Annotated in this window: 22 protein-coding genes and 1 riboswitch; of the genes, 9 read left to right on the plus strand and 13 right to left on the minus strand. The window is 65.2% G+C overall.

The window, feature by feature from the left end; genetic code table 11:
• Positions 1 to 132 precede the first annotated feature (132 nt).
• Entirely contained in the window at positions 133 to 1032 is a 900-nt protein-coding gene (locus P0D89_RS14530) for a DMT family transporter (protein ID WP_408376801.1), read from the minus strand.
• A gap of 355 nt (positions 1033 to 1387) precedes the next feature.
• Here P0D89_RS14530 and P0D89_RS14535 point away from each other — a divergent pair, with 355 nt between their 5' ends.
• Positions 1388 to 3703 carry a PA14 domain-containing protein gene (locus P0D89_RS14535; protein ID WP_408376802.1) on the plus strand — a complete coding sequence of 772 codons (2316 nt, stop codon included), beginning with the start codon at positions 1388 to 1390 and terminating at the stop codon, positions 3701 to 3703.
• Positions 3704 to 3906: 203 nt separating this feature from the next.
• Positions 3907 to 4488: an alpha-ketoglutarate-dependent dioxygenase AlkB family protein gene (locus P0D89_RS14540; protein ID WP_408376804.1), complete on the plus strand. Its 582-nt coding sequence runs from the start codon at positions 3907 to 3909 to the stop codon at positions 4486 to 4488.
• A 96-nt stretch (positions 4489 to 4584) separates the two neighbouring features.
• Here P0D89_RS14540 and P0D89_RS14545 read toward each other — a convergent pair whose 3' ends face one another.
• From P0D89_RS14545 to P0D89_RS14565, 5 genes are all read right to left on the minus strand, one after another.
• On the minus strand, positions 4585 to 5268 hold the full coding sequence (locus P0D89_RS14545; protein ID WP_408357764.1) for a type 1 glutamine amidotransferase domain-containing protein: 684 nt from the start codon (positions 5266 to 5268) through the stop codon (positions 4585 to 4587).
• A 138-nt stretch (positions 5269 to 5406) separates the two neighbouring features.
• The gene (locus P0D89_RS14550; protein ID WP_408357763.1) at positions 5407 to 6042 is read right to left on the minus strand and encodes a carbonic anhydrase; all 636 of its coding nucleotides are present in this window, start codon (positions 6040 to 6042) and stop codon (positions 5407 to 5409) included.
• A gap of 490 nt (positions 6043 to 6532) precedes the next feature.
• Positions 6533 to 6841, minus strand: a complete 309-nt coding sequence (locus tag P0D89_RS14555; protein ID WP_408376805.1) for a DUF4148 domain-containing protein — start codon at positions 6839 to 6841, stop codon at positions 6533 to 6535.
• A 214-nt stretch (positions 6842 to 7055) separates the two neighbouring features.
• Entirely contained in the window at positions 7056 to 8210 is a 1155-nt protein-coding gene (locus P0D89_RS14560) for a porin (RefSeq protein ID WP_408376806.1), read from the minus strand.
• Between the two features lie 366 nt (positions 8211 to 8576).
• The gene (locus P0D89_RS14565) at positions 8577 to 8843 is read right to left on the minus strand and encodes a DUF1488 family protein (RefSeq protein WP_408357761.1); all 267 of its coding nucleotides are present in this window, start codon (positions 8841 to 8843) and stop codon (positions 8577 to 8579) included.
• A 213-nt stretch (positions 8844 to 9056) separates the two neighbouring features.
• Between P0D89_RS14565 and P0D89_RS14570 the strand changes: the two genes are divergently transcribed.
• Positions 9057 to 10550 carry an MDR family MFS transporter gene (locus P0D89_RS14570; RefSeq protein ID WP_408357760.1) on the plus strand — a complete coding sequence of 498 codons (1494 nt, stop codon included), beginning with the start codon at positions 9057 to 9059 and terminating at the stop codon, positions 10548 to 10550.
• A 42-nt stretch (positions 10551 to 10592) separates the two neighbouring features.
• Here P0D89_RS14570 and P0D89_RS14575 read toward each other — a convergent pair whose 3' ends face one another.
• Positions 10593 to 11522, minus strand: a complete 930-nt coding sequence (locus P0D89_RS14575) for a LysR family transcriptional regulator (protein WP_408376807.1) — start codon at positions 11520 to 11522, stop codon at positions 10593 to 10595.
• A gap of 135 nt (positions 11523 to 11657) precedes the next feature.
• Between P0D89_RS14575 and metE the strand changes: the two genes are divergently transcribed.
• Entirely contained in the window at positions 11658 to 13931 is a 2274-nt protein-coding gene (gene metE, locus P0D89_RS14580) for a 5-methyltetrahydropteroyltriglutamate--homocysteine S-methyltransferase (RefSeq protein WP_408376809.1), read from the plus strand.
• Positions 13932 to 14027: 96 nt separating this feature from the next.
• On the opposite strand, the gene cobM is transcribed toward metE, so the two are convergent.
• Genes cobM through cbiE form a run of 4 tightly spaced genes read right to left on the minus strand, consistent with a single transcriptional unit; the run spans position 14028 to position 17854 of the window.
• A complete protein-coding gene (gene cobM, locus P0D89_RS14585; RefSeq protein ID WP_408357757.1) occupies positions 14028 to 14756 on the minus strand; it encodes a precorrin-4 C(11)-methyltransferase in 729 nt (242 codons plus the stop codon).
• Between the two features lie 16 nt (positions 14757 to 14772).
• Positions 14773 to 15540 (minus strand): cobalt-precorrin-6A reductase, encoded by a 768-nt coding sequence (locus P0D89_RS14590; RefSeq protein ID WP_408357756.1) that lies wholly within the window; start codon positions 15538 to 15540, stop codon positions 14773 to 14775.
• Positions 15537 to 16625, minus strand: a complete 1089-nt coding sequence (locus tag P0D89_RS14595) for a cobalt-precorrin-5B (C(1))-methyltransferase (protein WP_408376811.1) — start codon at positions 16623 to 16625, stop codon at positions 15537 to 15539. Before P0D89_RS14595 ends, P0D89_RS14590 begins: the two co-directional genes overlap by 4 nt.
• The gene (gene cbiE, locus P0D89_RS14600; RefSeq protein WP_408376813.1) at positions 16625 to 17854 is read right to left on the minus strand and encodes a precorrin-6y C5,15-methyltransferase (decarboxylating) subunit CbiE; all 1230 of its coding nucleotides are present in this window, start codon (positions 17852 to 17854) and stop codon (positions 16625 to 16627) included. The genes P0D89_RS14595 and cbiE overlap by 1 nt, the downstream gene beginning before the upstream one ends.
• Positions 17855 to 18250: 396 nt before the next feature.
• Between cbiE and P0D89_RS14605 the strand changes: the two genes are divergently transcribed.
• On the plus strand, positions 18251 to 18658 hold the full coding sequence (locus P0D89_RS14605) for an integrase arm-type DNA-binding domain-containing protein (protein WP_408357753.1): 408 nt from the start codon (positions 18251 to 18253) through the stop codon (positions 18656 to 18658).
• A 366-nt stretch (positions 18659 to 19024) separates the two neighbouring features.
• On the opposite strand, the gene P0D89_RS14610 is transcribed toward P0D89_RS14605, so the two are convergent.
• On the minus strand, positions 19025 to 19240 hold the full coding sequence (locus P0D89_RS14610) for a hypothetical protein (protein ID WP_408357752.1): 216 nt from the start codon (positions 19238 to 19240) through the stop codon (positions 19025 to 19027).
• Positions 19241 to 19867: 627 nt separating this feature from the next.
• Positions 19868 to 20017, minus strand: a complete 150-nt coding sequence (locus tag P0D89_RS14615) for a hypothetical protein (RefSeq protein ID WP_408357751.1) — start codon at positions 20015 to 20017, stop codon at positions 19868 to 19870.
• Positions 20018 to 20460: 443 nt separating this feature from the next.
• Positions 20461 to 20665, plus strand: a riboswitch (cobalamin riboswitch).
• Positions 20666 to 20747: 82 nt separating this feature from the next.
• Between P0D89_RS14615 and P0D89_RS14620 the strand changes: the two genes are divergently transcribed.
• From P0D89_RS14620 to cobJ, 4 genes are read left to right on the plus strand one after another with little or no spacing between them, the layout of a single operon-like run.
• A complete protein-coding gene (locus P0D89_RS14620; RefSeq protein ID WP_408376815.1) occupies positions 20748 to 22274 on the plus strand; it encodes a ferredoxin-like domain-containing protein in 1527 nt (508 codons plus the stop codon).
• Positions 22267 to 22893, plus strand: a complete 627-nt coding sequence (locus P0D89_RS14625; RefSeq protein ID WP_408376817.1) for a precorrin-8X methylmutase — start codon at positions 22267 to 22269, stop codon at positions 22891 to 22893. The genes P0D89_RS14620 and P0D89_RS14625 overlap by 8 nt, the downstream gene beginning before the upstream one ends.
• Positions 22894 to 23625, plus strand: a complete 732-nt coding sequence (locus P0D89_RS14630) for a precorrin-2 C(20)-methyltransferase (RefSeq protein WP_408357748.1) — start codon at positions 22894 to 22896, stop codon at positions 23623 to 23625. It begins immediately after the preceding gene.
• The gene (gene cobJ / locus P0D89_RS14635) at positions 23622 to 25397 is read left to right on the plus strand and encodes a precorrin-3B C(17)-methyltransferase (protein WP_408376884.1); all 1776 of its coding nucleotides are present in this window, start codon (positions 23622 to 23624) and stop codon (positions 25395 to 25397) included. Before P0D89_RS14630 ends, cobJ begins: the two co-directional genes overlap by 4 nt.
• Positions 25398 to 25425: the final 28 nt, after the last annotated feature.

The raw sequence follows: 25425 nt of genomic DNA on the forward strand, positions 1-25425 counted from the left end.
CGGCAGCCATGTGTCCGAAAGAGCCAGCCGCCGCAAAAGACAGGATAGTTATCTTCCGACGATTGATCCTTGGAACTCCGAATCAAACGCAATCCTCGTGCGCTGCGTGATCGGACCAAACAGTAGGCGAACCTAAACGAGCGGTCCCTCTTCCGGCTTCCCGCGCATTGCGACGGCAATCGAACTGCCGACGATCAGCACCACGCCGAACAGCGACATCGCGCCGATCGTCTCACCCCAGAACACGTAGCCGAACAGCGCGGCCCACACAATGCTCGTGTAGTTATACGGGGCGAGCGCACCGGCGTCGGCCTGGCGAAACGCCATCGTCATCAGCAACTGACCGGCAGTCGCGAACGCGCCGAGCAACGCCATCACTGCGAGCGCGTTGAACGACGGCGTGCGCCACGCAAAGAACAGCGAAGCCCCCGTGACCAACATGCCGATCGCAGTGAAATACAGCACGGTGGTGCCCGAATCGTCGGTCGCGCGAATGCGCTTGATCTGAATGATCGACAGCGCGCCGAACAACGCGCTCGAGATCAGCAGCACAGGACCCAGCCAACTCGAATGCGAGCCGTCGGGGCGCACCACGAAAAGCACGCCTGCGAAGCCGACCGCGGCCGCCAGCGCATCGCGCGGCTTGAGCGATTCCTTCAGCAGCAACGGCGCGAGCACGATCACCAGCAAGGTCTCCGAATACACGATCGCCACCGCTTCGCTGAGCGGCATGTACGGCAGACCGGCGAAGAACAGACCGGACGCGCCGAGCAGCGTCAGTGCGCGCAAGGTCTGCCCGCGCACATCCAGATGCCTGAGCCGCGCGCCAAGCGGCTTGCCGCGCAGACACACCGCCACCGCCGGAAATAGGCCGAACAGCATGCGGAAGAACGTCACTTCGTTGGCCGGATAGACGAGCGCCACGGACTTCGCCAGCGCGTCGACAAGCGCGAAACAGAACATCGACACGAGGATCAGCGCAACGCTGCGCAGCGGAACGGCGCTATGGCGGACGGCGGTGACAGGCGGCATGGGTTGTCCTGGAAGCGCGCGAGGCAACGCGTCGCCGGGTTTCGTGAGGATCTCGCGAGCGCTTCGCATGGCTTGCGCGGCTGGAATGCGGATTATGCCCGCTGGCCGGGTGCTGAACCGTACCTCGACTGCACTTGACCCAGTGCGCATCGCACGCGCGAGCGTTACGCCTCGCGCGTAGCGCGGCGGCCTTCATCCGACAATTACGGGTATTTACCGATACAGGCCAGCTCAACTAATAATATTATTCATACCGATTTCCTCCTCAATACGGCTCGATCCTGCGTTCTGTTGCCGTATGCAAATTTAATAATAATTATGACCATCAATTAGGCGGGGACCTCAGGAGATAAAGGTGCGCAATTACTTTGTGCTGGCGACTCTCGCCATGCTGGGTGCTTGTGGTGGTGGCAACGACAGTTCGCCGAACGCGTCCGCAGCGGCGGACAGGCAGGTCAACGCGGTCGATTCCTCGGCGTCGGCGGCTGCCGCGGCCTCCGCCGCGTCACAGGCCGACGCGGCCAATGTCGAGAGCGAATTCAAGGCCGCGAAGACCATTCCGCTCGGAATGAAAACGACCACCCCGCCGCTCGTGATCGCCGATCCCACGCTCAACCTGCCGCCCTACACGCCGCCCGCGGCCCCCAAGGCGGTTTCTACGACCACCCTGTCGTTCGGCGACTTCACGAATTTTCTCGCGCCCGGCTCGACCGAAGGCTGGCGCCCCGGCGCCAGCAATTCGACCATCACGATTCCCGCGCCCGCGACCAACGGCACCGGCGCGGGCGACAAAACCGTCGCGCTCGCCAGCACCTATGCGACCGCCTCGTACGAAGCAGACGTGACGGTCAGCGCGCCGGTCGGCAGCGGCGCGGCGAACGCGGGCTTCATCGTGCGCACGACGAACCCGACGGCCGGCGGCCCCGACAGCCTGACCGGCTACTACATCGGCCTCGACACCGGCACGCATTCGCTCCAGGTGGGACGCCAGAACAACAACTGGACGAACTTCATCGCGTACCCGGTGAGCACGATCGTCGGCGGCAGCACGCATCATCTGAAAGTGACGACGAGCGGCACCGCGATTACCGTCGAGCTCGACCAGCAACGCGTGATCAGCGTCAACGACGCGACCAACGCGCTGCCCGTGGTATTCCAGTCGGGCAGCTTCGGGCTGCGGCGCTTCGGCGTCGGCGCGACCTTCAGCAACATCACGATCCGTACCTATCCGACCGTGACGTCGCCGAGCTATGACTTCTCCAAGGTGGTCGGCGCGGTCTACACACCGTCCAACGCGGTGAACGCGATCGACTTCTGGGAGAACTACGACCCGGAGATCGTCAATCGCGAGCTCTCGTACGCGCAAACCTACGGCATGAACACCATCGCCGTGTACCTGCACTACCTCGTGTGGGCCAACGATCGTGTGGCATTCCTGAGCAAGTTCGATAACCTGCTGAAGATCGCCGCGCGCCACGGCATCAAGGTCTCGCCGATCTTCTACGACGACTGCTGGAATCCGACGCCGCAATACGGCCCGCAGGCGGCGCCGGTCTGGGGCGTGCACAACAGCCGGTGGGTGCAGTCGCCAGGCACGCCGGTCGAGCAGGCGTATTTCCAGCCGAGCGCGACCAATGCCGCCGTCACGTACAAGGCGAGTCTCGCGAGCTACATCACCGACTTCGTCGCGCCGCATCGCAACGATCCGCGCGTCATCTTCTGGGAGACGATGAACGAGCCCGGCTGCAGCGGCAATGGCTCGTTGCAGAACACCCGCGCGGTGCTGATGAACGACGCGCGCATCGCGATCCTGAACGCGGGCGCGACGCAGCCGGTCAACGCGCCCCAGGTGCAGGAGGATGAAGGCACGTACTTCTCGGACTTCTATGCGTTCCATCCGTATGGCAACCCGTACACGGGTCCGGTGAATGGCAGCAATGTCAGCGCGCTGAACTCGGAAACGCTGCAACGCGGGTTCACGGGCACGGCGGGTCAAACCATGCCGGGTATCGTCGCGAACTACGGCGGGACGACGGGCTTCATCGTGTGGGAGCTGATGATCGGCCGCACCAACACGCGCTTCCACTGGGGCCAGGTGCCGGACGCGCCCGCCACGGTCGAACCGGCGACGCCCTTCCAGGGCACGATCTATCCGGACGGCCATCCGTGGCAGACCTCGGAGACCCAGGCGTTGACGGGCGGCTTCAATGTGAAACTGCCGGTGCTGCAGGTCGGCTACTACAACGATCCGACCTTCAACAGCGCGCCGGTCAAGACCTCGATCACGCCGATGATCGACTTCGACCTGAACACCGAGCGCGGCACCGATTCGCCTGACGCGTCCGCTGGTGTCAACGCGACCGGCTACGGCGTGCGTTGGACCGGCGCGATCCAGGCGACGCAGGACGGAACCTACACGTTCTCGATCGACAGCGACAACGTGGCGCGGCTGTGGATCAACGGCGTGAAAGTGATCGACAAGAAGAGCGCGTCGCAATCGACCGTGAGCGGCAAGGTCCGGCTCGCCGCGAAGCAGCGCGCGTCGATCAAGGTCGAGTATGTGCACGGCACCGGCTCCGCCAGCATGCATCTGCTGTGGTCGAATCCGGCAGCTGATAATCCGGGCGTGCTGCGGATCGTGCCGTCCGATTCGCTGGTGACTTCGAGTTGAGGTGTGGGTAAATGAAAGCGGCCGGCGGTCGATTCTGGACTGTTGACTGAGCGACGCGGCGCATCCGGTTTGGGTGCGCCGCGTTTTTTCATGCAGGGAGCAACCAAAAAATACTGTATAAAAACACAGTATAATGACCGAACCGCAATCACTCCGCGAGCGCCCCGCTGCTCAATAGCGCGCGCCCGGGCGCCGCCTCAACCATGGTCTCCCAGCCAGCCCTCTTCGCTCCCGAGCCCGTATCCCTTCTGCGCGATCAAGAAGGCGGCATCCGCTACCTGCCCGAGTCGATCCCGGCCGGCGTCGCGCAGCAATGGTTCGAGCAGGCGCTTCGGAACGTCGGCTGGCTTAGTCAGCAACGCAAGATGTACGAGCGCGAGGTTGCCGTGCCGCGTTTGCTCGCCACCTTCTCGCGCGCATCCGCGGATTTGCCCGCGCCCTTGGGCGAAGCATTCGAAGCCGTGCGCGCGCTCGTCGGCGCGCCGTTCAATCGGGTCGGCCTCAACCTGTATCGCGACGGCAACGATAGCGTCGCGCTTCACGGCGACAAGACGGAAAGGCTGGTGCCCGCGCAGCCGATCGCGATTGTCTCGCTCGGCGCAAGCCGCCGCATGTCGATCCGCCCGAAGACCGGCGCGGGCCGCAGCATTCATGTCGAACTGGAGCCAGGCAGTTGTCTCGTGATGAGCTACGCGTCGCAATTCACTCACGAGCACGGCATTCCCAAGCTCGCCGATGCCTGCGGGCCGCGTATCAGTCTTGCGTTTCGCTGCTTCGCCGAGTGAGGCGGGGCCACTCGCCACAGCGCGCCAACCAGGGCGGTGGTTCATCGTCGGAAACGCCCCCGCTCCACCTGTCAAACCGCGAGGCACAGCGTCACTTCACGCCACGCCGAGCTTCGTCAGCAGCGCCCGCGCCGCCGCTTCCGACGATGCCGGATTCTGCCCGGTAATCAGCGTCCCCGCGACAACGACATGCGACTGCCAGTCCGGCCCCTTCGAATAGCGGCCACCGCTTTTCTTCAACATGTCTTCGACGAGAAACGGCACGACATCGGTGAGACCGACGGCCGCCTCTTCCGAATTCGAAAAGCCCGTGACCGGCTTGTCGCGCACGAGCGGCACGCCGTCCGGCGTCTTCGCATGACGCAGCACCGCGGGCGCGTGACACACCGCGCCGACCGGTTTGCCGGACGCGTGGAAGGCTTCGATAAGGCCGATCGAATGTGTATCGTCGGCCAGGTCCCACAGCGGCCCGTGGCCGCCGGGATAGAACAGCGCGTCGTAGTCCGCCGCCGGGAGCGTCGCGAGGCGCGCCGTGTTCGCGAGCGCGGCTTGCGCCTGCGGGTCTTTCCCGAAGCGCCGGGTCGCATCGGTCTGCGCGTCGGCGGCGTCGCTCTTCGGGTCCAGCGGCGGCTGGCCGCCTTTGGGCGAAGCGAGCGTGAGCGCGACGCCGGCGTCCTTGAACACGTAGTAAGGCGCGGCAAACTCCTCGAGCCAGAAGCCAGTCTTCTTGCCGGTATCGCCGAGCTGATCGTGCGACGTCAGTACCACCAGGATATTCATAGCCACCTCACGAGCAGAGTCGATTGCGTTGCGACACGCCGCGAAACGGCGTGCTCGCTTTCAGACGCTCAAGCAGTATAGGCGGCTCCCTGCGACGCCGAAGCGCTTTACTCGCGACCGCTGCTACGCACCGTCGCGTTAGACGGCATAAATTTCCGGGTTCTCCGTGAGAGGCAAAAACTTGCCGGTTCGCCCGTCGAGCGCGAGCATCACGCCGCTTTCGATATCGAAGATCCAGCCATGCAGTTGCAGCGTTTTGTTGACGAGCCCCACGGCCACGGAAGGATGCGTGCGGATATTGCTGAGTTGCGCGATCACGTTGTCCTTGACCAGCGCATCGAGACGCTCGGCGTCCGAGTGATAGGTGCGCGACGCGTTGATCGCCTTGGCCGCATCCGCGTGACGCAGCCAGCCCGCCACCGCCGGCAGATGCTCGAGGTTCATGCAGGTCGAGATCGCGGTCATCGCGCCGCAGTTGGAGTGGCCGCATATCACGATATCGCGCACGCCGAGGACCGACACCGCGTACTCGACGGTGGCCGACACCCCGCCCGGCTCCGGGCCGTAAGAAGGCACGATGTTGCCGGCGTTGCGGATCACGAACAGCGCACCCGGCTCTGTCTGCGTGAGCAACTCGGGGACCACGCGGCTATCCGAGCAGGTCACGAAAAGCGTGCTCGGACTTTGCGCCGTCGACAGACGCTTGAACAGCGAGATCTGCTGTGGAAAAACTTCCGTTTGGAAGCGGATGAAACCTTCGATGATTTCCTGCACGATGTTCTCCAGACAATCCGGGACTGCGTTCGCAGCGCATGCGCGGGTGAGGCGGGGCATGCGTGCCGTCGGTGGGAGTGACTATACCGTAGCCGCGCGGCGCGCCGAATCGGCTGGCGGGTCGTGTCTTTATCGACTCGCTCGACGAGTTCAGGCAAGTCCACCGGGAGAACCTTCGCTTGAACAAATAAAAAAACCCCGGCTGTTGCCAGCCGGGGCCAACTCTCTCGCTCGCACACCGGAGGCCGTGCGTGCATGACTACTTTACCCACGTCGACGCGGCGGATCTATGCGTCAAGCTGGAAGAGTCCTTTCCAGCGCGGTTCGAATCTAAATGCGTTGCGCTAATGCGCGGAATTACACGCGAGCATGCCCACGAACCCACACGCAAACACGCCAGACACGCATAAGCGCAACACAACCAGACGTGTCGAACCGCTTCACGCCTTACCCGCCTCTCATCACGCCTCGTGGCGCGCAAGCTCTTGCCTCAACGGCTGTACATCGCGTTCCAGTCGGCAGCGGACACCGCCGGCCGGCCGCTTTGCGACGAACCCGCAACGCTGCCGCCATAAGCGCTGGCGTTGTTGCTTTGCGCGGCAACGCGGGCTTGCGCGGCCTGAATCGCTTCGGGGTAACGGGCCTGGTCGCCGTCGCCAACGTGATAGCCGGCCTGTGCGAGCTGAGCCAGTTCCGCTCTCACCTGCTCACGCGTGATGGGGGAATTCGATTGAGCGAAAACCGTGGCCGAAGCAGCCAGCGAAGCGACGACAACAACAGCGTTGATCAAGGACTTCATGATGAAAACAAGCTCCATTAATTGAGGGTCAGCGGTGCGTCGAGTGTTTCTCTGCGCGACCGCTGGGCTCAATATAGGCGCCGCTTCGTCCGAGAATAATGGCCCCGCGTCGAAGGGATTGTTGAGGAATCTGGAGAAATCGGCGGACCGCGCACTGCGCAGCGGCCGTGTCGGTAGCGACATCGGCAGCGCGCGGCCCCTTGCTGAATGATGCTCAGAAGCGCGTGCGCAGACCCACGGTGCCGACCACCTGATTGCCCGTCGACGACGCGCCGCCCGCCGTGTTGATGAACGCCGTATAGCCCTTGCCGCTGACATGCTGATACATCGCCTCGGCGTACACGTCCGTGCGCAGCGACAGCGCGTAGACCGCTTGCAGATTCACCTGATTCCATTTTGGATCGGAGCCGAAGGTGGACGTGCCGCTCACGTGCGCGTCCGTGTATGTGTACGCCGCGCCGAGACTCAACGCGGGCGTCACCACGTATTTGCCGTTGACTTCGTAGTTGTCGAAGCGCATCGACCCATGCGTCGCGCCGAACGACGCGCTGTCCTGGAACTGGCTGTGCGTGTAGACGAAGCCGGCGGTCACCGGGCCGAAGCCATAGCTGAGCGCGGCGCCGGCGGTGCGCTGCACGTCGGCGCCGAGCCGGAAGCCAGCCGTGCCGTTCGCCGCCGACTCCGCGAGATCGACCGCGCCGGCGGTGTTCGTGGTGGAGTTCGAGCCGTTGATCTGCAAATATCCCGCGGCTGCCTTGAAGGGCCCGTTGCCATAGCTCACGCCGACGCTGTACGCGCGATTGAGCGCGAAGTCCGTGTTGTTCGAGAACGCGTAGAGGCCGCCGAATTTCAGGCCCGCATAGTTGGCGCTGGTGTACTTGACCGCGTTGCTCATCCGCACCGAGTGATTCAGATTGTCGTTGTCGAACGGATGCGCGAAGCCGGCGTCGCCGAATGTGCCCGCCGTGCCCGACAGCGGCGCGACGAAGTCGACCAGCGAGTCGTACTGGCGGCCCAGTGTGAGCGTGCCGAACTGCTTGCTGCTCAGGCCCGCGAACGCCTGGCGTCCAAACACCCGGTTGTCCTGCCCGAGTTTGCCGTTCTGCACGTTGTAGCCGTTTTCGAGCACGAAGATCGCCTGCAGGCCGCCGCCGAGATCCTCACCGCCGCGCAAGCCGAAACGGCTGCCGTTGATGTTGCCGCTCGTCGCCTGCACCAGCGCGCCCTGCGAGCCGCCCTTCTTGACGTTGTTGGTGTACATCACGCCGGCATCGATGAGGCCGTACAGCGTGACCGAACTTTGCGCCTGCGCCGCTGTGGCGGCGGCAAGCCCTGCAAGCGCCGCGAGTGCGGCGGAAATCCTTTTCACGTAAAGCTCCTGCGTAGCTGGAATGGGGTCATGAACAGCGACGCGGAGTATAAAAACGCGGACCTCGAAAACGAATGCGCGAGGCCTGGAGCAGTCCTTTATGGAATCAGGAACAATCGGTCATGGGGGTGCAGCAATCGTGATTCGCCGCGGGCTTGCGCGGACTTCGCGGTGTTTTGACTGGCCTCGAGCGCGTCGCCGCGCCTTCATGCCACAAGCGGAAGTTGTGCGAGAACAACAGGTCAAAAGGGGCGAAAAACGAAAAGGCAACATCAGGGTTACATCGGGCTCCAGACAATTCCGGGCCCGGCGCGCACACGCCGGGCCCTCACCGCCTGAATGTCCGAGACCAGCCAGGGCCCCGGTTTAAACCTTGTTAAAATCCCCGGTTTCGAGTTCCACGGACCGTCCACCATTTTTTTCGAGCACCCGTCGGGTAGCATTTTCAATCCGCGCGCGGTTGGCCTCGAAGGTGCCCACCAGATCGTGGGCCGATGGACCGCCGTTGCCGAAATGGTCGTTCAGCGCGTCCAGCGACACGCTGCACCAGACGTCCGCCCCATCCACATTGGCCTCGAAGGCGACGCGTGCTGCCGCCACCACTTCACGGCGTCCGGTGAATTCGATCCTCATAATGATCCTCCATGTGTCCAAAGAGACCTGTGAACGCGCAAACCCTGTGCCAAGCCGCCACGAGCCTTGCGGCAGAGGCGAACGGCGCCGAGCGCGCATTCTCCGCTAGGTGCATACTCCACATCGGCCGCCACGTGCGGCCGCGCTGATGCGTCGCGGCCCTGCCTCCTCATAGGCCGTCAGACGCGCCCAACACCCCATACTAACGCCTCCATGTCCCGCAGCCCTCAATCATCGCGCGCCCCCGTCATCGCCGCCGTCATGGCTTCCATGGCGATGGTCGCCATCGAAGCCACCATCGTCTCCACCGCCATGCCACAGATCGTCGCGCAACTCGGCGATCTGCATCTGTATAGCTGGGTCTTTTCGTCGTTCCTGCTCACGCAAACCGCCATGACGGTGGTGTTCGGCAAGCTCGCCGACCTCTACGGACGCAAGCCGGTGGTACTCGCCGGCATCGCGATCTTCCTGATCGGCTCGGTGCTTGCCGGCTTCGCGTGGTCGATGCCGGCCATGATCGCGTTCCGCCTGATCCAGGGCGTCGGCGCGGGCGCGATCCAGCCGGTTACGCTCACCATCGTCGCCGATCTCTACCCGGCGCGCGAACGCGGCAAGGTGCAGGGCTATCTCGCCAGCGTGTGGGCGATCTCGGCGGTGATCGGGCCGATGGTCGGCGGCTTCATCATTCACAACCTGTCGTGGGCGTGGATCTTCTGGATGAACGTGCCGATCGGCCTCGCATCGGCCGCGGGCTTCATTGCGTTCCTGCGCGAGTCGGAGCGGCACGCGCGCCCCTCGATCGATTTCGGCGGCGCGGCGCTGTTCATGGCGGCGATCGCCGCGTTGATGATGGCGCTGACCTATGCTGGCGACGACGAGACCGCGCGAGCATCGCTCGCGGCCGGCGCTTTCCTGCTGTGCGTGCTGTTCTTCGTGCTGCAGGAGCGCCGCGCGGCTGAACCGATGATCTCGTTCGCGCTATGGAGCCACCGGCCGATTGCCGCGTGCAACGGCTCGACGTTGCTGTCCGGCATGATCCTGATGGGCTCCACCACGTTCCTGCCGATGTACGTGCAGGGCGTGCTGCATCGTTCCCCGGTGGTCGCCGGCCTTGCGCTGACGATGATGATGGTCGGCTGGCCGACCGGCGCGACGCTCGCGGCGAAGTCGTTCCACCGCCTCGGCTTGCGGCGCATCCTGCTCGGCGGCAGCGCATTCGTGCCGCTCGGCGCGGCGCTGCTGCTGTTCCTGTCGCCCGGCGGGTCGCCGCTGCTCGCCGCGTTCGCCTCGCTGATCATGGGCTTCGGCATGGGCACGTCGAGCGTCAGTTCGCTGGTGCTGATCCAGGAGATCGTCAACACGGACGAACGCGGCAGCGCCACCGCGTCGAATCTCTTCTCGCGCAACCTCGGCAGCACGCTCGGTGCGACACTGTTCGGCGCGGTGCTCAACTTCGGGCTCAGTCATTCGAAGGGCGCGGGGGTGGTCACGTCGGACCAGTTGAAGGCGCTGCTGCAGAATCAGGCCGCGAGTCTCGGCGACAGCGACATGATCCGGCTGGTGTTGCATCAGTCGCTGCATCTGACTTTCGTGTCGATCTTCGTGATCGCGATTTTCGTGGTTGCGCTGCTGACGTTCGTGCCGCCGATCAGCATCGGGACTGGCAAGAAGGTGCCGGTCGAGGCGTTGTCGTCGATGGAACACTGAGGTGCCGGGAGCGTGGTGGTCGCGCGCCCGCTGCGGCGCGCCTCAGCCCGCCTCGTCCGCCGTCAGCAACTCGATGCCGTCCAGTTGCGCCGCGCAGGTATCGCGCACGATCGTGACGAAATCAGCGAAGTAAGGCCGGCTCGCGAAGCCTTTCGCGGCCACCGCGTACAGCTCGCTCCACAACCCCTGCGGGCCGACGCGTTTGGCCTGCACGTAGTCGTGATCGACGTAGTTCTTCACGCCCCAGTTCGGCAGCGCCGCGATGCCCCGGCGGCTTGCCACCAGCTGCATGACCGCGATGGTCAGCTCGGCCGTGCGCCGCTCTAACTTGATGCCGGCAGGCTCCAGCACCTCGCGGATCAGATCAATGCGCGCCTCCGGCACCGGATAGGTAATCAGCGTCTCGTCGCGCAGATCGTCTGCTATCACGCGGCGCTTGTTGCGCAGCCTGTGCTCGTTGGCCAGCACCACCAGAATCTCGAAACGAAATAGCGGCGCGATGTGCAGGCCGCGCCGCTTCGCCGGCTTCGAGCCGATCACCACGTCAGCCTTGGCGTCGCTCAACAAACGCAGCGGGTCCGCATGAAAACCCGCGACGAGGTCGACCTCGACCTCGGGCCAGCGTCGGCGGAACTCGTCCATCACCGGCATCAGCCAGTCGAAACAGGTATGGCATTCGAGCACGATGCGCAATTCGCCGCGCGTGTCGCCTTTCAGGCGCACCAGATCGCGCTCGGCCGCACTCAGCGCGGCGATCATTTCACGCCCGAGCGCCAGCAGCCGCTCACCCGCCGCGGTGAAACGAAGGCCCTGGCGGGTGCGCTCGAATAGCGACACCTCGTAATGCGCCTCGATATCGCGGATCTGATGCGACAACGCGGACTGGCTCAAGTGAACGCGTTCGGCGGCGGCGACCAGCTTGCCGGAATCGGCGATCGCGATCAGCGAACGCAAGTGACGAAGCTCAAGCATGCGATTGCTCCGTGCGGAAGGAAATTCTCTGGATATGAATATGGCTCATACATTGGTGAAAACATGTCGCTTGATGAATCATAGCCCGACTCGCACACTGGGCGCCAATTCAAACAACGCTCAACAGGATTTCGCATGGCCCGCACACACATCCCCGGCTTTCCGCGCATCGGCGCGCAGCGAGAACTGAAATTCGCGCAGGAGTCGTTCTGGCGCGGCGAAACCGACGAGAACCATCTGCGTGGCGTCGCGCGAGACTTACGCGCGCGCCATTGGCGATTGCAGAAAGACGCCGGGCTCGATTTCATCACCGCCGGCGACTTCGCGTACTACGACCAGATGCTCACGCTAAGCGCGCTGCTCGGCGCGTTGCCACAGCGGTTCGGCTTCGATCCGGCGGCGCTGTCGCTCGCGCAGTACTACGAACTTGCGCGCGGCAACGCCGCGCAACCGGCGATGGAAATGACCAAGTGGTTCGATACGAACTACCACTATCTGGTCCCCGAACTCGGACCGCAGACCTCGTTCGACGGCGGTGTCGAGTGGCTGTTCGACGAGATCGACGCAGCGCTCACGCTGAATGTGCCGGTCAAGCCGGTGCTGATCGGGCCGATCACCTACCTGTGGCTGTCGAAGAGTCACGTCGCCGGCTTCGACCGTTTGTCGTTGCTGCCGAAGCTGGTGATCCGCTACAGCCGCATTCTGGAGAAGCTCAAGCAGCGCGGCATCGAATGGGTGCAGATCGACGAACCAGCCTTGTGCGTCGACCTGCCCGCGCCGTGGCTCGAAGCGTTTTCCGCCACCTACGACGTGCTCGGCACGTCGGACGTGAAGCTGCTGCTCGCCACGTATTTCGACACCACCGCCGAACATGCGCCGCGCGTCGCGCGGCTGCCGGTCGCCGGCGTGCATCTGGACCTCGTGCGCGCACCGCAGCAGCTCGACGCGTGGCGCGCGGCGTTGCCCGCGCATGCGGTGCTGTCGGCGGGCGTGATCGACGGCCGCAATATCTGGCGCGCGAATCTCGGCGAGATCGTCGATTCGTTGCAGGGCTTGCGTGCCGAACTGGGCGAGCGTTTGTGGATCGCGCCATCGTGCTCGTTGCTGCATGTACCGGTCTCGCTCGCCGCGGAACAGAAACTCGACGCCGATCTGAAATCCTGGCTCGCGTTCGCCACCGAAAAACTCGACGAGGTCGGCACGCTCGCTCTCGCGCTGCGCGATCCCGTTGCGGCAGAACCGAAGCTCGCTGCCGCCGAGCGTGCACTCGCGGCGCGCCGTGAATCGGGCGCGGTCGTGAATGCATTGGTGCAAAAGCGCGTGACCGCCGTGACCGATGCGATGACCGACCGTCAAAGCCCATTCAGCGAACGCAATCGCGTGCAGCGCGAAGCGCTCGAGCTGCCTTTGCTGCCCACCACCACGATCGGTTCGTTCCCGCAAACGGCGTCGATCCGCCAGGCGCGCGCCGCGTACAAACGCGGCGAATTGCGCGCGCTCGACTACCTGCAACGGATGCGCGCCGAGATCGAATTCGCCGTGCGCAAACAGGAAGCGTTGGGCCTCGACGTGCTCGTGCATGGGGAAGCCGAGCGCAACGACATGGTCGAATATTTCGGCGAGCAGTTGTGGGGCTACGCGTTCACGGAAAACGGCTGGGTGCAAAGCTACGGCTCGCGCTGCGTGAAGCCGCCGATCATTTACGGCGACGTGTACCGTCCCGAACCGATCACGGTCGACGCGACCCGCTACGCGCAATTGCTCACGCCGCGTGTAATGAAAGGCATGCTGACCGGCCCGGTGACGATGCTGCAATGGTCGTTCGTGCGCGACGACCAGCCGCGCTCAACCACGGCACTACAACTCGCGCTCGCGATCCGCGACGAGGTGGTCGATCTGGAAAAGGCCGGCATCCGCATCATCCAGATCGACGAACCCGCGTTTCGCGAGGGGCTGCCGCTGCGCAAGGGCGATTGGGCCGTGTACCTGGACTGGGCGACGCGCGTGTTCCGCATTTCCGCGGCGGGCGTCGGCGACCGCACGCAGATTCACACGCACATGTGCTATTCGGAATTCAACGACATTCTGCCGTCGATCGCGGCGATGGACGCCGACGTGATCACCATCGAGACCTCGCGTTCGGCGATGGAACTACTCGACGGCTTCGGCGCTTTCGCGTACCCGAACGAGATCGGCCCCGGCGTCTACGACATTCACTCGCCGCGCGTGCCGAGCGCGGAAGCAATGCAGCGGCTGCTGGAACGCGCGTGCGAAGTGATTCCGGCCGAGCGCCTGTGGGTCAATCCGGATTGCGGGCTGAAGACGCGCGGCTGGCCCGAGACGGAAGCGGCGTTGACGAACATGATTCAGGCGGCGAAGGCTTTGCGCGTGAAGCTCGCGGCTCGGTAGCCTGAATTGGCTAGCTAGTTGGATTGCCGGATTGCCGCCGCGACGCCCATCCGTGACTCAAGCCTCGCGGATGGGCGCGCGCGCCGCGCATGCTGTTCAACCGCCCTTCGCGTACAGCGTCGACTCCGAGAAGCCCTCGGCGGCCAGCACCTCGCCGACCAGGATCAGCGCGGTCCGCTCGATCGCGCTCGATTGCACTTTGCCCACGATATCGTCGAGCGTGCCAGTGATCTTCTCCTCATCCGGCCAGCTCGCGCGATAGATCACCGCGATCGGACACGCGCCGCCGTAATGCGGCCGCAATTCATCGACGATGCGCGCGAGATGCCGCACGCCGAGATGAATCGCCATCGTCGCGCGATGCCGTGCGAGGTCGGCGAGCTGCTCGCCTTCGGGCATGGTCGTTTTGCTCGCGTAGCGCGTGAGGATCAGCGTCTGCGACACGTCGGGCAGCGTCAGTTCGCAACCGAGCGCCGCCGCGCACGCGGCCGTCGCGGTCACGCCAGGCACGATCTCGTAGGGAATGCGCAACTCGCGCAAGCGGCGGATCTGCTCGCCGATCGCGCCGTACAGCGACGGGTCGCCGGAATGCACGCGCGCCACGTGCTGGCCTTTGTCATGCGCGGCCTTGAGCAACGCGACGATCTGATCGAGGTCGAGTTCCGCGGTGTTGACGACCTGCTCCGCGCTGTGACCTTCGAGCACCGCGGCCGGCACGAGCGACCCCGCATACAGGATCACCGGGCAACTGCGCACGAGGCGCTGCCCTTTCACCGTGATCAGTTCTGGGTCGCCTGGACCCGCGCCGATAAAAAACACCGTCATTCAGTACTCCAATGATTCATTTGGCCGCGCTGCCGGGTGCGTGCGGCACGGCTCGAAGTTCGACCTGATGAGCCCGCAGCGCGTCCAGCAGATCGGCTACGCGGTCGAATTCGCGCTCCACCTCCGGCAACGGCGGACGACGCAACATGATGACCGGCAAGCCGCGCTCACGCGCGACTTCGAGCTTCGCTTCGGTTGCGCTGCCGCCGCTATTCTTGCTGACCACCACGTCGAACCCTTGCAGCGCGAACAGCGCGCGCTCGCCTTCGAGCGTGAACGGACCGCGCGCCGCGAGGATGCGCGCCCGTGCGTGATCCGGCTGCGGATCGAGACAGCGCACCGTCCAGAATTGCCGCGGCGGAATCTCGTCGAGATGCGCGAGCGGTTCGCGGCCGAGCGTGAAAAGCGGCCACCGGAACGGCGCGAGCGCCGCGGTCAGTTCATTCCAGTCGCCGACCATGCGCCAGTCGTCGCCCGCTTGCGGCTGCCAGGCCGGACGGCGCAGCGCCCAGCACGGCACACGCGCCGCGCGGCACGCCTCAAACGCGTTCGCGCTGATGCGCGCGGCGTACGGATGCGTCGCGTCGATCACGAGGTCGATGCCTTCGCTTTCGATGTAGCGCGCCATACCCTCGGCGCCACCGAAGCCGCCCACGCGCACCGCGCACGACAGATCATCCGGCACCTTGCCGAGGCCTGCGAGACTGTACACGTGTATGGGGCCAAGTTCGCGCGCGATCTTCAATGCGTCGCCGGTGCCGCCGAGCAACAGGACCCGCGTCATTGCGCCACTCCGATCAGATTGCCCTGGCGATCGATCGCGAACATCTCCACGTTGACCTGGGGCGGCACGATCTCGCGCGCCACCGCCAGCGCGTGCCGACAGACGATATCGGCGAGCGGCACCTGCTGCGCGTGCGCCAGCGCAACCGCCTGCTGGCTCGTGTTGGCCGCGCGAATCGCGGTCTGCAGCGCAGCTTCGGCGCCGTGTTCCGCGGCCCATTGCGCGAGCCGTTCGAGGTCGATGCTCGAATTGCGGCTATGCAGATCGAGATGGCCCGCCGCCAGCTTGCTGAGTTTGCCGAAGCCGCCGCATATGCTCAAACGTTCGACGGGCGCGCGCTTCATATGCTTGAGCACCGCGCCGACGAAGTCGCCCATCTCGATCAGCGCGATATCCGGCAGAGCATAACGCGCGCGCATTGCGTCTTCGCTCGCGTTGCCGGTGCATGCGGCCAGATGCATGTAACCGTTCGCGCGCGCGACGTCGATGCCCTGATGGATCGATGCGATATACGCCGAGCACGAGAACGGCCGCACGATGCCGGTGGTCCCGAGGATCGACAGACCGCCGAGAATGCCCAGGCGCGGGTTCATCGTTTTCAGCGCGAGCTGCTCGCCGCCTTCGACGCCGATCGTCACCTCGAAGCCACCGCGATAGGCGTGCTCCGCCGCGAGTTCGGTCAGATGGTCGGTGATCATTTTGCGCGGCACGGGGTTGATCGCCGGTTCGCCGACCGGCAGCGTCAGGCCCGCGCGCGTCACCGTGCCGACGCCTGGTCCGGCGCGGAATGTCACGCCCGGTTCGGGTAGCAGACGCACGCGGGCGAACACAAGCGCGCCGTGCGTCACGTCGGGGTCGTCGCCGGCATCCTTGATGGTGCCCGCTTCGGCGCCGTCGCCGATGAGGCGGCAGAACTCGAGCGGCATCGGCACCTGCTGGCCCTTCGGCAGCACGATCTCCGCAACCTCGCTGACCACCCCGGCCAGCAGGAGACGCGCCGCCGCAAGCGAAGTCGCGGTCGCGCAACTGCCGGTCGTGTAGCCGCTACGCAGCGGCGCGGGTTGTTCGGGTGATTCGTCGCGCATTACGCCTGGCCGGGGGCACCGCCACCCGCCCCCTTCGTCACTTCAAGCATCGTGATCGGCAACGCCTGGCGCCAGGTATCGAAACCGCCGAGCGGTTGCGCGTGGGCGAGCGAGATCCGCGTCAGCGTGCCGCCGTGCCGCTCGCGCCACGCGGCGAGCGCGGCCTCGCCCTGCAACGTGACCGCGTTCGCCACCAACCGGCCGCCGTCGCGCAGACGCGCCCAGCACGCGTCGAGCACGCCCGGCGCCGTCACGCCACCGCCGATGAACACCGCATCCGGCGCAGGCAGCCCCTGCAGCGCGTCGGGCGCGCGGCCGGCGACGAGTTGCAGCCCCGGCACACCCAATGCATCGCGATTGTGTTCGATGAAGCGCTGCCGCTCCTCATGGGCTTCGATTGCGATCGCGCGGCAAGCCGGATGCGCGCGCATCCACTCGATGCCGATCGAGCCGCTGCCCGCGCCCACGTCCCACAGCAATTCGCCGGGCGTCGGTGCGAGGCGCGCGAGCGTGATCGCGCGCACGTCGCGTTTGGTCAACTGGCCGTCGTGGCGAAACGCGTCGTCGGGCAAGCCGCAGGTCAGCGGCAGACGCGGCGCGCTCGCCGCCGCGCGGCATTCGAGCGCGATCAGATTCAACGCGGCGACATTGCCCGCGGACCATTGATCCGCGCGGCCGTCGAGGCGGCGCTCCAACTTGCCGCCCAGGTGTTCGAGCACGATCATGCGGGTCGCGCCGAAACCGCGCTCGCCCAACTGTTCGGCGAGCGCCGCCGGCGTGCGGCCGTCCGCACTCAGCACGAACACGCGCGCGCCGTCATGCAGATGCGCATTCAGCGACGCTAACGGCCGGCCCACCAGCGACACCGTCGCGACCTCCTGCAACGGCCAGCCAAGACGCGCGGCCGCCAGCGACAACGACGACGGCGCGGGCAGCACCCGCAATTCACCGGCCGGCAACTGCCGCGCCAACGTCGCGCCGACGCCGAACAGCATCGGATCGCCGCTCGCCAGCACGCACACGGCGCCGCCGCGCTCGGCCAGCAGAGGCGCGAGATCGAATGGACGCGGCCACATGGCGCGGCGCGCGGCGAGCCGCGCGGGCAGCATCGCCAGATGACGCTCGCCGCCGTACACCACCGACGCCGTCAGCAAAGCACGCCGCGCGGGCCGCCCCAAACCGGCGAAGCCGTCATCGCCAATGCCCACCACGGTCAGCCACGCCGGCATGCAACCATCCTCATCTGTGTGTTTAACTAGTGCGCTCGGCCACGCTGGTCAAAGCGTCCAGCCTCATTGCGCGGTTCGAAAAAAGGCATCATACAGCCGCCGGTGCCCTTCGGGACCGAAGAGGGAACACAGTGCGACTGTGTCTGCCCTCGCAACTGTAATTTCGAGTGTCCCGCAGCGTAACGAGGAGTACTTTGGAGTAACGCAAGCGCTTATTCTTGAACTTCTTGAGTCACGCCGGGTGTACTGGATAAACGTAATTGCCACGTTGCCCACGCGGGCCGGGGCAGATCTCGCGACACCCAGGCGTCACTGACGTGAGCAGCACCGACGGCATGATCGCCGCCAGCAATCGCCCGGCCTGCAAGCATACCCGGTTCCGCATCACCGAAAAACTTGATACGGAAACTCACGGTAACCGGCCATTCCCGGGAATACGCCAATGCCGAACTGCACGGCTTTACCGTGCGTGTCCCACCTGCCGGGCGCATCACGTATTCCTATCGCTGGCGGCGGGCAACCGGCAAGCATGCCCGCCTGACGGTCGGCTGCTATGACGAGGGGCTTGGCCCAAAGGAAGCCCGCGCAAAGGCGCGGCGCGAGTCGGCGCTGCTGGATCACATGGGCGACACCCTACCCGACCAGACCGAACGGAAGATGAAGCGTGAAGAGGTTCGGCGCGTCGCGGACGTGCCAGCATTCGGCTACTACCCGCTGGAAAGCTATACGCCCATCTTGTGTCGTTCTCCAACACCGGCGACCTCGGCGCGCGGCGACTCGGCAAGGACTTCTGCGAACCGCTGACAACGAAACCCGATGAAATCCAGCCGGGCTTTTTCGATAGGTGGCGCAAAAAGCATCTGGCGAGGCTCAAACTGTGCGAAAGGGTGCTGGCTTGCCGACCGCACGGCTTCACGATCTGCGGCACACTCGCGACACGGCTGGTGCCAGCGGGCGCGGATATGGAATCGGTCCCCGTGCTGATGGGTCACAGCACGATCAAGACGACCGAAAAGTACTTCCATAGCGACCGTAACCAGCGCAAGAGCGCAGTCGCGCGCATGAAAGCGACGGCACAATAGGCCCGTCAGAATGTGCAGCAGGATAACCGCATCGCGGCCTGACGCAGCCGGATCATGAAGCCCCTGGCCGTCCGCAAGGGGATTGCTTTCATGTGAACGGCTTGAACATGGCACGGCTGGCCCGTTCCGCTTCGCGTGCCGCCTCGGCTGCGCGTTGCGCCTTCAGGCGCTTCTCTTCGGCCTGAAGCCATGCAAGAAACTCGCGCGCGGCCGTGAGCGAAATCAGCACCTCACGCTTGCCGAAGCGCGTTTCGTCGGGGCCGCGCCCGTTCTTCTTCAGCCGCTGGTAAAGCTGTCGGCTCATACGGCGATTCGCGCAGAACGCCGTTGTCGTCATGTACGTTTCGCGCGCATCTGTTTGTGGCCTCCTCCTGGGATTCATATCGGGACTGGCACGCACACGCAGCCCTGCTCAAAGCATGGAAAACACTGATGCGGCGCGATGAGTTCTGTCTGAACTTCGCGTCGCCGTTTTATGGCATGTCGCTATGGGAAGTGATGGACCGGGGCGAACTGGCGTTGCCCGAAGGTGCGCCGTCCTACATCGGTGCGCGTTCGGCTTACGCGCGCTGCTCATGGATGGGGTTACGTGCGACGGGATCGATCCGACCAAGGAAAAAGCCGCCGCGATAATGGGCATGGACGCGGCACTCTCCTCGCTCAAGCGCGAATGCGTGGAGAAGGGACCGGACTACAAAGAAGTGCAGCATCAGCGCGCGACCGAAATCCGGCTGATGAAGGAACTGGGGTTGACGCTTCCGGACTGTCCAGAAGCGTCGCGGTGGCCGAAGCCGGCAAAGTTGACGAATCACCACGGTCGAACTGATACCCGCTCCGGCCGCGCCACACGACGACGCCGAACCAGATCATCAATATAGCGAGCAAGGCGACCACGTAAAAGGGATTCATATCGTGTCGTGTCCTGCCCTGTTCAACGGCAATCGCAGGCAGTGCGCAGTGAAGCGAACAATCTGCGCAATGGGGAAAACAGACGCAACGGATTCAGGCGGAAATGGCTGTCGCGCGTAATGCCTGCGCGGCTGTGCAGATGCGTCACTTCAATCAGGGAAAAGGGGCTCATGGCAATCTCCGTAAGGACCTCAAAAATGTTCAATGAGAGGATATGTCAGGGATGTTCCGTCCAGGATCGGACTGATCAGAAACAACCGTGTCCCCCAATTCATGGACCTGCGGCAAGACAACGCATCAAGGCTTCGCGCTGAAAATCAGCACGAAGCCGCTGCCACCCGCTGAAGCAAACCTGCCTCAACCCGCCACACGCAAAACCACCAAGGTCTTTTTCGCATGCGAGTTAGCCGCGCCCATCCCTGAAGATGTTGCACAAAAAATGCGTGGGGCAGACTGCGAATCGCAGTGCGCGATTGAGCGAGTGCTGCAGGAAGGCTGGACCGAAGGGCCGCGCCGGAGGGGCGTCCCGCCCTGAATAAAGCATGTGCGGGGCTTGGGAAGATACCAGGTCGCGCTATAATGGCCCGCCAATGCCCACAGATTGCCCCAAACACGTTTTAAGGCCGTATTTCCGGCATCGAGAAACGCCGCAAAGGCGACCCTGACGTGGGTTTTGACATCGCCTGCAATGAACCCTTGGAACTACCCCGCAACTATATGCAGCGAGTCTGCCTGCGCTGCGCGCCACTGGTTCGACCGGAACGGCCGCGACGGACGATGACCTGCCAGCCAGGAGACCTGCCGGCGAGACTGTTCGTGCCAGCCAGCATCGGGCGGGGTGTGCCGATGCCGCAGCAATCCGCCTCGCGGCTTGCTCGGGCCGTCGCGCGACGCTAAACCCGGTGTCCTTCTTGACTCAAGCATCGCCCTCCACTGTTTTGCCCGACGCGGCTGCGACACCGCGGCTCTCGGCGTGTCCGGGGCTGCTGCGCATCGTCGCCGCGCGCGACGGCGGGATCTGCCGGATCAAACTGCCGGGCGGCGAACTGAGCGCGGACCAGGCGCGCGTCGTCGCCGATGCGAGCGCACGGCACGCGGCCGGGGTGGTCGAGCTGACCAATCGTGCGAACCTGCAAGTGCGCGGCGTGCGCAGCGGGCATGAAGCGGCGCTGATCGCGGAGCTGGTCGATGCGGCGCTTGGGCCGACGCCTCTGCGAACCACCGACGCTGCGGACCCTTCGAGCACCGCAGCGGCGAGCGCAGCGGACGACGTGCGCAACGTGATGATCAGCCCCGCAGCCGGACGCGACCCGTTCGCGCTGACCGATACGACATCGCTATGCGCGGAACTGCTGACGCTGCTGCAAAGCGAATCGCGTTTCGCGACGCTGTCGCCGAAATTCGCGCTGCTGCTCGACGGCGGTGAGCGTCTTGCGAGAATCGATCATCCGCACGATGTCTGGTTCGCGGCAACGGAAAGTCACGATGGCGTGCGATTCGTGTTCGGGTTGGCGGGTTGTCCGCCTGCGTTTGCACTCGCGCAAGAAAATGCGAGCGCGGTTGCCAATTCGCCTTCGCTTACCAAGGCGGCGATCGGCGCACAAAACGCGGCCACCCCAACCCACCATCAATCTCGCGTCAACGCCAAAGGCGCACTAGCTGCCGTACTGCCTTCGCAAGTTGCCGCTCTCTCTCGCGCGCTGCTGCATACGTTCCTCGACCTCGCGCCCGCCGACACCACCCGCATGCGTCACCTGCTCGCCACGCACGACGTCGACGCACTGTTGCAGCACGCCCAACGCTACGCCGACTTCCCGCTATCACGCGACGCAACGTTCACTGAATGGCGCCGCAGCACCCCAGCCGATCCCACACTTCGTCTAGGCGCGCACGCTCAACGCGTGTCAGGAACGTGGCACGCAGGCGGCCAACCGCCGCTCGGCCGTCTCGACGCCGCGATGCTGGAAGGCCTTGCCGCGCTCGCACAGCAACATGGCAATGGCACACTGCGCGCCACGCCCTGGCAAAGCGTGCTGCTGCCCGACATCCCGACGCACGCGCTGCCTGCCGCGCTGGCCGGACTGAACGCACTCGGCTTCACCTGCGATCCCGCGCAACCCATCGCGCGGCTAATCGCGTGCGCCGGTTCGAGCGGCTGCACAAAGAGTCTCGCCGACACCAAAGCCGACGCGCTGCAACTCGCCGCGCTGCTGCCCGCCAACGTCGACGTGCATCTGAGCGGCTGCGCACGCTCCTGCGCCGCCGCGCATTGCGCGCCGTACACGCTGCTGGCCGCCGCGCCCGGCCTCTACGACCTTTATCGACGCGACGGCCAGCCCGGTTTCGGCCAGTGCGTCGCGCACCAACTGACGATCGCGCAGGCCGCCGACATGCTCGACCACCTGTCCCGGAGTGACACAGATGCTTGATTACATACGCGACGGTCAGGAGATCTATCGCCAATCGTTCGCGACGATCCGCGCGGAAGCCGATCTCTCGCGCATTCCCGCCGACCTCGAAAAACTCGCGGTGCGCGTGATCCACGCGTGCGGCATGGTCGACGTGGTCGACGCGCTGCAGTTTTCCGCGCACGCGGGCAGCGCGGGCCGCACGGCGCTCGCGCAAGGCGCGCCGATTCTGTGCGATGCCGGCATGGTCGCGCAAGGCATCACGCGCGCACGGCTGCCCGCGCACAACGAAGTGATCTGCACGCTCACGCACCCGGACGTGCCGGCGCTCGCGCGCGAGCTGGGCAACACGCGCTCGGCCGCCGCGCTCGAATTGTGGCGTCCGCAACTGGCGGGCAGCGTCGTCGTGATCGGCAATGCGCCGACCGCGCTGTTTCATCTGCTCGACATGCTCGACGCCGGCGCGCCGAAGCCCGCGTTGATCCTCGGCTTTCCGGTGGGCTTTGTCGGCGCGGCAGAATCGAAAGCGATGCTCGCCGCGGACAGCCGCGGCGTGCCCTATGTGGTGGTGCACGGCCGGCGCGGCGGCAGCGCGATGGCCGCCGCCGCCGTCAACGCGCTGGCGACGGAGGTCGAATAAATGAGCGTGCAAGGACGTCTGTTCGGACTCGGCGTCGGCCCCGGCGACCCCGAACTCATCACGCTGAAGGCGCTGCGGCTGTTGAAGGCGGCTCCGGTGGTCGCGTACTTCGTCGCGAAGGGAAAGAAAGGCAACGCGTTCAGCATCATCGAAGCGCATTTGCACGATGACCAGCAGCATCTGCCGCTGGTCTATCCGGTCACGACCGAAGCACTCGAACCGCCGCTCTCGTATGAGGCGATCATCGCCGACTTCTACGACACCGCCGCCGGGATCGTCGCTGGTCATCTCGATGCGGGCCGCGATGTCGCCGTGATCTGCGAAGGCGATCCGTTTTTCTACGGCTCGTACATGTACCTGCACGACCGGCTCGCGCCGCGCTACGAAAGCGAAGTGGTGCCCGGAGTGTGCTCGATGCTCGGCGGCGCGGCGGTGCTCGGCGCGCCGCTCGTGTATCGCAACCAGAGTCTCTCGGTGCTGTCGGGCGTTCTGCCCGAAGATGAATTGCGCCGCCGTCTCGCCGATGCCGATGCCGCCGTCGTGATGAAGCTCGGCCGCAATTTCGACAAGGTGCGGCGCGTGCTCGGCGAACTCGGTCTCGCGCAGCGCGCGCTCTACGTCGAACGCGCGACGATGGGCAATCAGCGCATCGTGCCGCTCGCCGAAGTCGATCCGATGGCGTCGCCGTATTTTTCGCTGCTCGTCGTGCCGGGGGAAAAATGGCAAGGATGACGGCGCCCGCGATCGTGATTCTCGGCGCGGGCGCGTTACAAACCGCGCGGCGCATTCAGGCGCTGTATGTCGAGCGTGACGCCGGTGCGAATTGTCAGGTGCATGCGTTGCAAGGACGAGTCGACGCCGACGTGCCGTACACCGAACTCGGCGCGCACCTGTGCGAGCTGTACGCGCGCGGCACGCCGATCGTCGCGTTGTGCGCGGCCGGCATCGTGATTCGTTGCATCGCGCCGCTGTTGTCGAACAAGGGCATGGAGCCGCCGGTGCTGGCCGTCGCCGAGGACGGCAGCGCGGTCGTGCCATTGCTCGGCGGGCTGGCGGGCGTCAACGTGATGGCGCGCGAGATCGCCGCCGCGTTGGCGGTGCCGCCCGCGATCACGACGAGCGGCGAACTGCGCTTCGGCACCTGCGTGCTCAATCCGCCCGATGGCTACGCGCTTGCCGATATTGGACAAGGCAAACGCTTCGTGTCGGATCTGCTGGCGGGAGAAAGCACGCGCATCGAAGGCGACGCGCCGTGGCTCGACGACGCGCAGTTGCCGCGCTCCGCATCGGCGCGGCTCGCGATTCGCGTGACGCCGCGCGTGTGGAACGGGCGTGAGGACGAGTTGGTGATTCATCCGCGCAGCGTGGTGGCGGCGGTGATCGGTCCGGGTGCGGGTGCGGGTGCGGGTGCGGGTGCGGGTGCGGGTGCGGGTGCGGGTGCGGGTGCGGAGATCGTCGCACGCGTGCGTGACGCGCTGGATGCACACGGTCTCGCGCCGCTTTCTCTTGCGGCATTACTCGCTTCGTCCGATAGCATGGCCGACCCGACGCTGGCCGAAGCCGCCGCAAGCTTCAGCGTGCCGCTGCGCTTCGCGCAGACCCGCCCAGAAGATGGAGAACCGCCCGCCAACCTGCTGCATGCCGCGCTGCGCATCCCATACGAAACACTGCACAACGGCATCGACACAGGCGTCGCGCTGGCCTTGGCGCCGCTCGCAATCGACCCCGCCACGATCGGCCGTGCGCGCGGCCGTCTCACAGTGATCGGCCTGGGGCCTGGCACCGCGGACCTGATGGTGCCCGCCGCGCGCAAGGCGCTCGACGAAGCCACCGACATCCTCGGCTACGAGACCTACGTGAAAATGGCCGGCCCGTTGCGCACCAACCAATGCGTGCACGGCACCGACAATCGCGAGGAAATGCAACGCGCGCGGCACGCGTTCGAACTCGCGAGCGAAGGACGCTCGGTGGTGATGGTGTCATCGGGCGATCCGGGCGTGTTCGCGATGGCCGCCGCCGTGCTCGAAGCACTCGAAGCGTCGCAAAACCCAGCGTGGGCCGCCGTCGAACTGTCGATCGTGCCGGGTGTGTCGGCGGCGCTCGCAACCGCTGCGCAAGCCGGCGCGCCGCTCGGCCACGACTTCTGCATGCTGTCGCTGTCCGACAACCTGAAACCGTGGACCATCATCGAAAAGCGTCTGCGGCATGCGGCCGAAGCCGATCTGGTGATGGCGTTCTACAACCCGATTTCGCGCGCGCGTCCGTGGCAACTCGACAAAGCGCTGGACATCGTGCGGACCTACCGCCCGGACACGACCCCGGTGGTGCTGGGGCGCGACATCGGCCGGCCCGGCGGCACGCTGCGTACGCTCACGCTAGGCGAATTGCGTTCGTCAGACGTGGATATGCGCACGATGGTGATCGTTGGGTCATCGACCACGCGCAAATTCGCGAGCGGTATCGACGGCGCCGAGTGGGTGTACACGCCGCGCTGGTACGAGTGAGCCGGCACGCGCCGGCCCCTCGCCACTA

It is taken from the genome of Paraburkholderia sp. RL18-085-BIA-A, from assembly GCF_046027075.1.
GTDB lineage: Bacteria > Pseudomonadota > Gammaproteobacteria > Burkholderiales > Burkholderiaceae > Paraburkholderia.

Excerpts from the sequence above, each read along its gene's own strand:
- P0D89_RS14530 (WP_408376801.1), bottom strand. The coding sequence starts at position 1,032 with ATGCCGCCTGTCACCGCCGTCCGCCATAGCGCCGTTCCGCTGCGCAGC.
- P0D89_RS14540 (WP_408376804.1), top strand. The coding sequence starts at position 3,907 with ATGGTCTCCCAGCCAGCCCTCTTCGCTCCCGAGCCCGTATCCCTTCTG.
- P0D89_RS14545 (WP_408357764.1), bottom strand. The coding sequence starts at position 5,268 with ATGAATATCCTGGTGGTACTGACGTCGCACGATCAGCTCGGCGATACC.
- P0D89_RS14555 (WP_408376805.1), bottom strand. The coding sequence starts at position 6,841 with ATGAAGTCCTTGATCAACGCTGTTGTTGTCGTCGCTTCGCTGGCTGCT.
- P0D89_RS14565 (WP_408357761.1), bottom strand. The coding sequence starts at position 8,843 with ATGAGGATCGAATTCACCGGACGCCGTGAAGTGGTGGCGGCAGCACGC.
- P0D89_RS14570 (WP_408357760.1), top strand. The coding sequence starts at position 9,057 with ATGTCCCGCAGCCCTCAATCATCGCGCGCCCCCGTCATCGCCGCCGTC.
- P0D89_RS14575 (WP_408376807.1), bottom strand. The coding sequence starts at position 11,522 with ATGCTTGAGCTTCGTCACTTGCGTTCGCTGATCGCGATCGCCGATTCC.
- metE (WP_408376809.1), top strand. The coding sequence starts at position 11,658 with ATGGCCCGCACACACATCCCCGGCTTTCCGCGCATCGGCGCGCAGCGA.
- cobM (WP_408357757.1), bottom strand. The coding sequence starts at position 14,756 with ATGACGGTGTTTTTTATCGGCGCGGGTCCAGGCGACCCAGAACTGATC.
- P0D89_RS14590 (WP_408357756.1), bottom strand. The coding sequence starts at position 15,540 with ATGACGCGGGTCCTGTTGCTCGGCGGCACCGGCGACGCATTGAAGATC.
- P0D89_RS14595 (WP_408376811.1), bottom strand. The coding sequence starts at position 16,625 with ATGCGCGACGAATCACCCGAACAACCCGCGCCGCTGCGTAGCGGCTAC.
- cbiE (WP_408376813.1), bottom strand. The coding sequence starts at position 17,854 with ATGCCGGCGTGGCTGACCGTGGTGGGCATTGGCGATGACGGCTTCGCC.
- P0D89_RS14610 (WP_408357752.1), bottom strand. The coding sequence starts at position 19,240 with ATGAGCCGACAGCTTTACCAGCGGCTGAAGAAGAACGGGCGCGGCCCC.
- P0D89_RS14615 (WP_408357751.1), bottom strand. The coding sequence starts at position 20,017 with ATGAGCCCCTTTTCCCTGATTGAAGTGACGCATCTGCACAGCCGCGCA.
- P0D89_RS14625 (WP_408376817.1), top strand. The coding sequence starts at position 22,267 with ATGCTTGATTACATACGCGACGGTCAGGAGATCTATCGCCAATCGTTC.
- P0D89_RS14630 (WP_408357748.1), top strand. The coding sequence starts at position 22,894 with ATGAGCGTGCAAGGACGTCTGTTCGGACTCGGCGTCGGCCCCGGCGAC.
- cobJ (WP_408376884.1), top strand. The coding sequence starts at position 23,622 with ATGACGGCGCCCGCGATCGTGATTCTCGGCGCGGGCGCGTTACAAACC.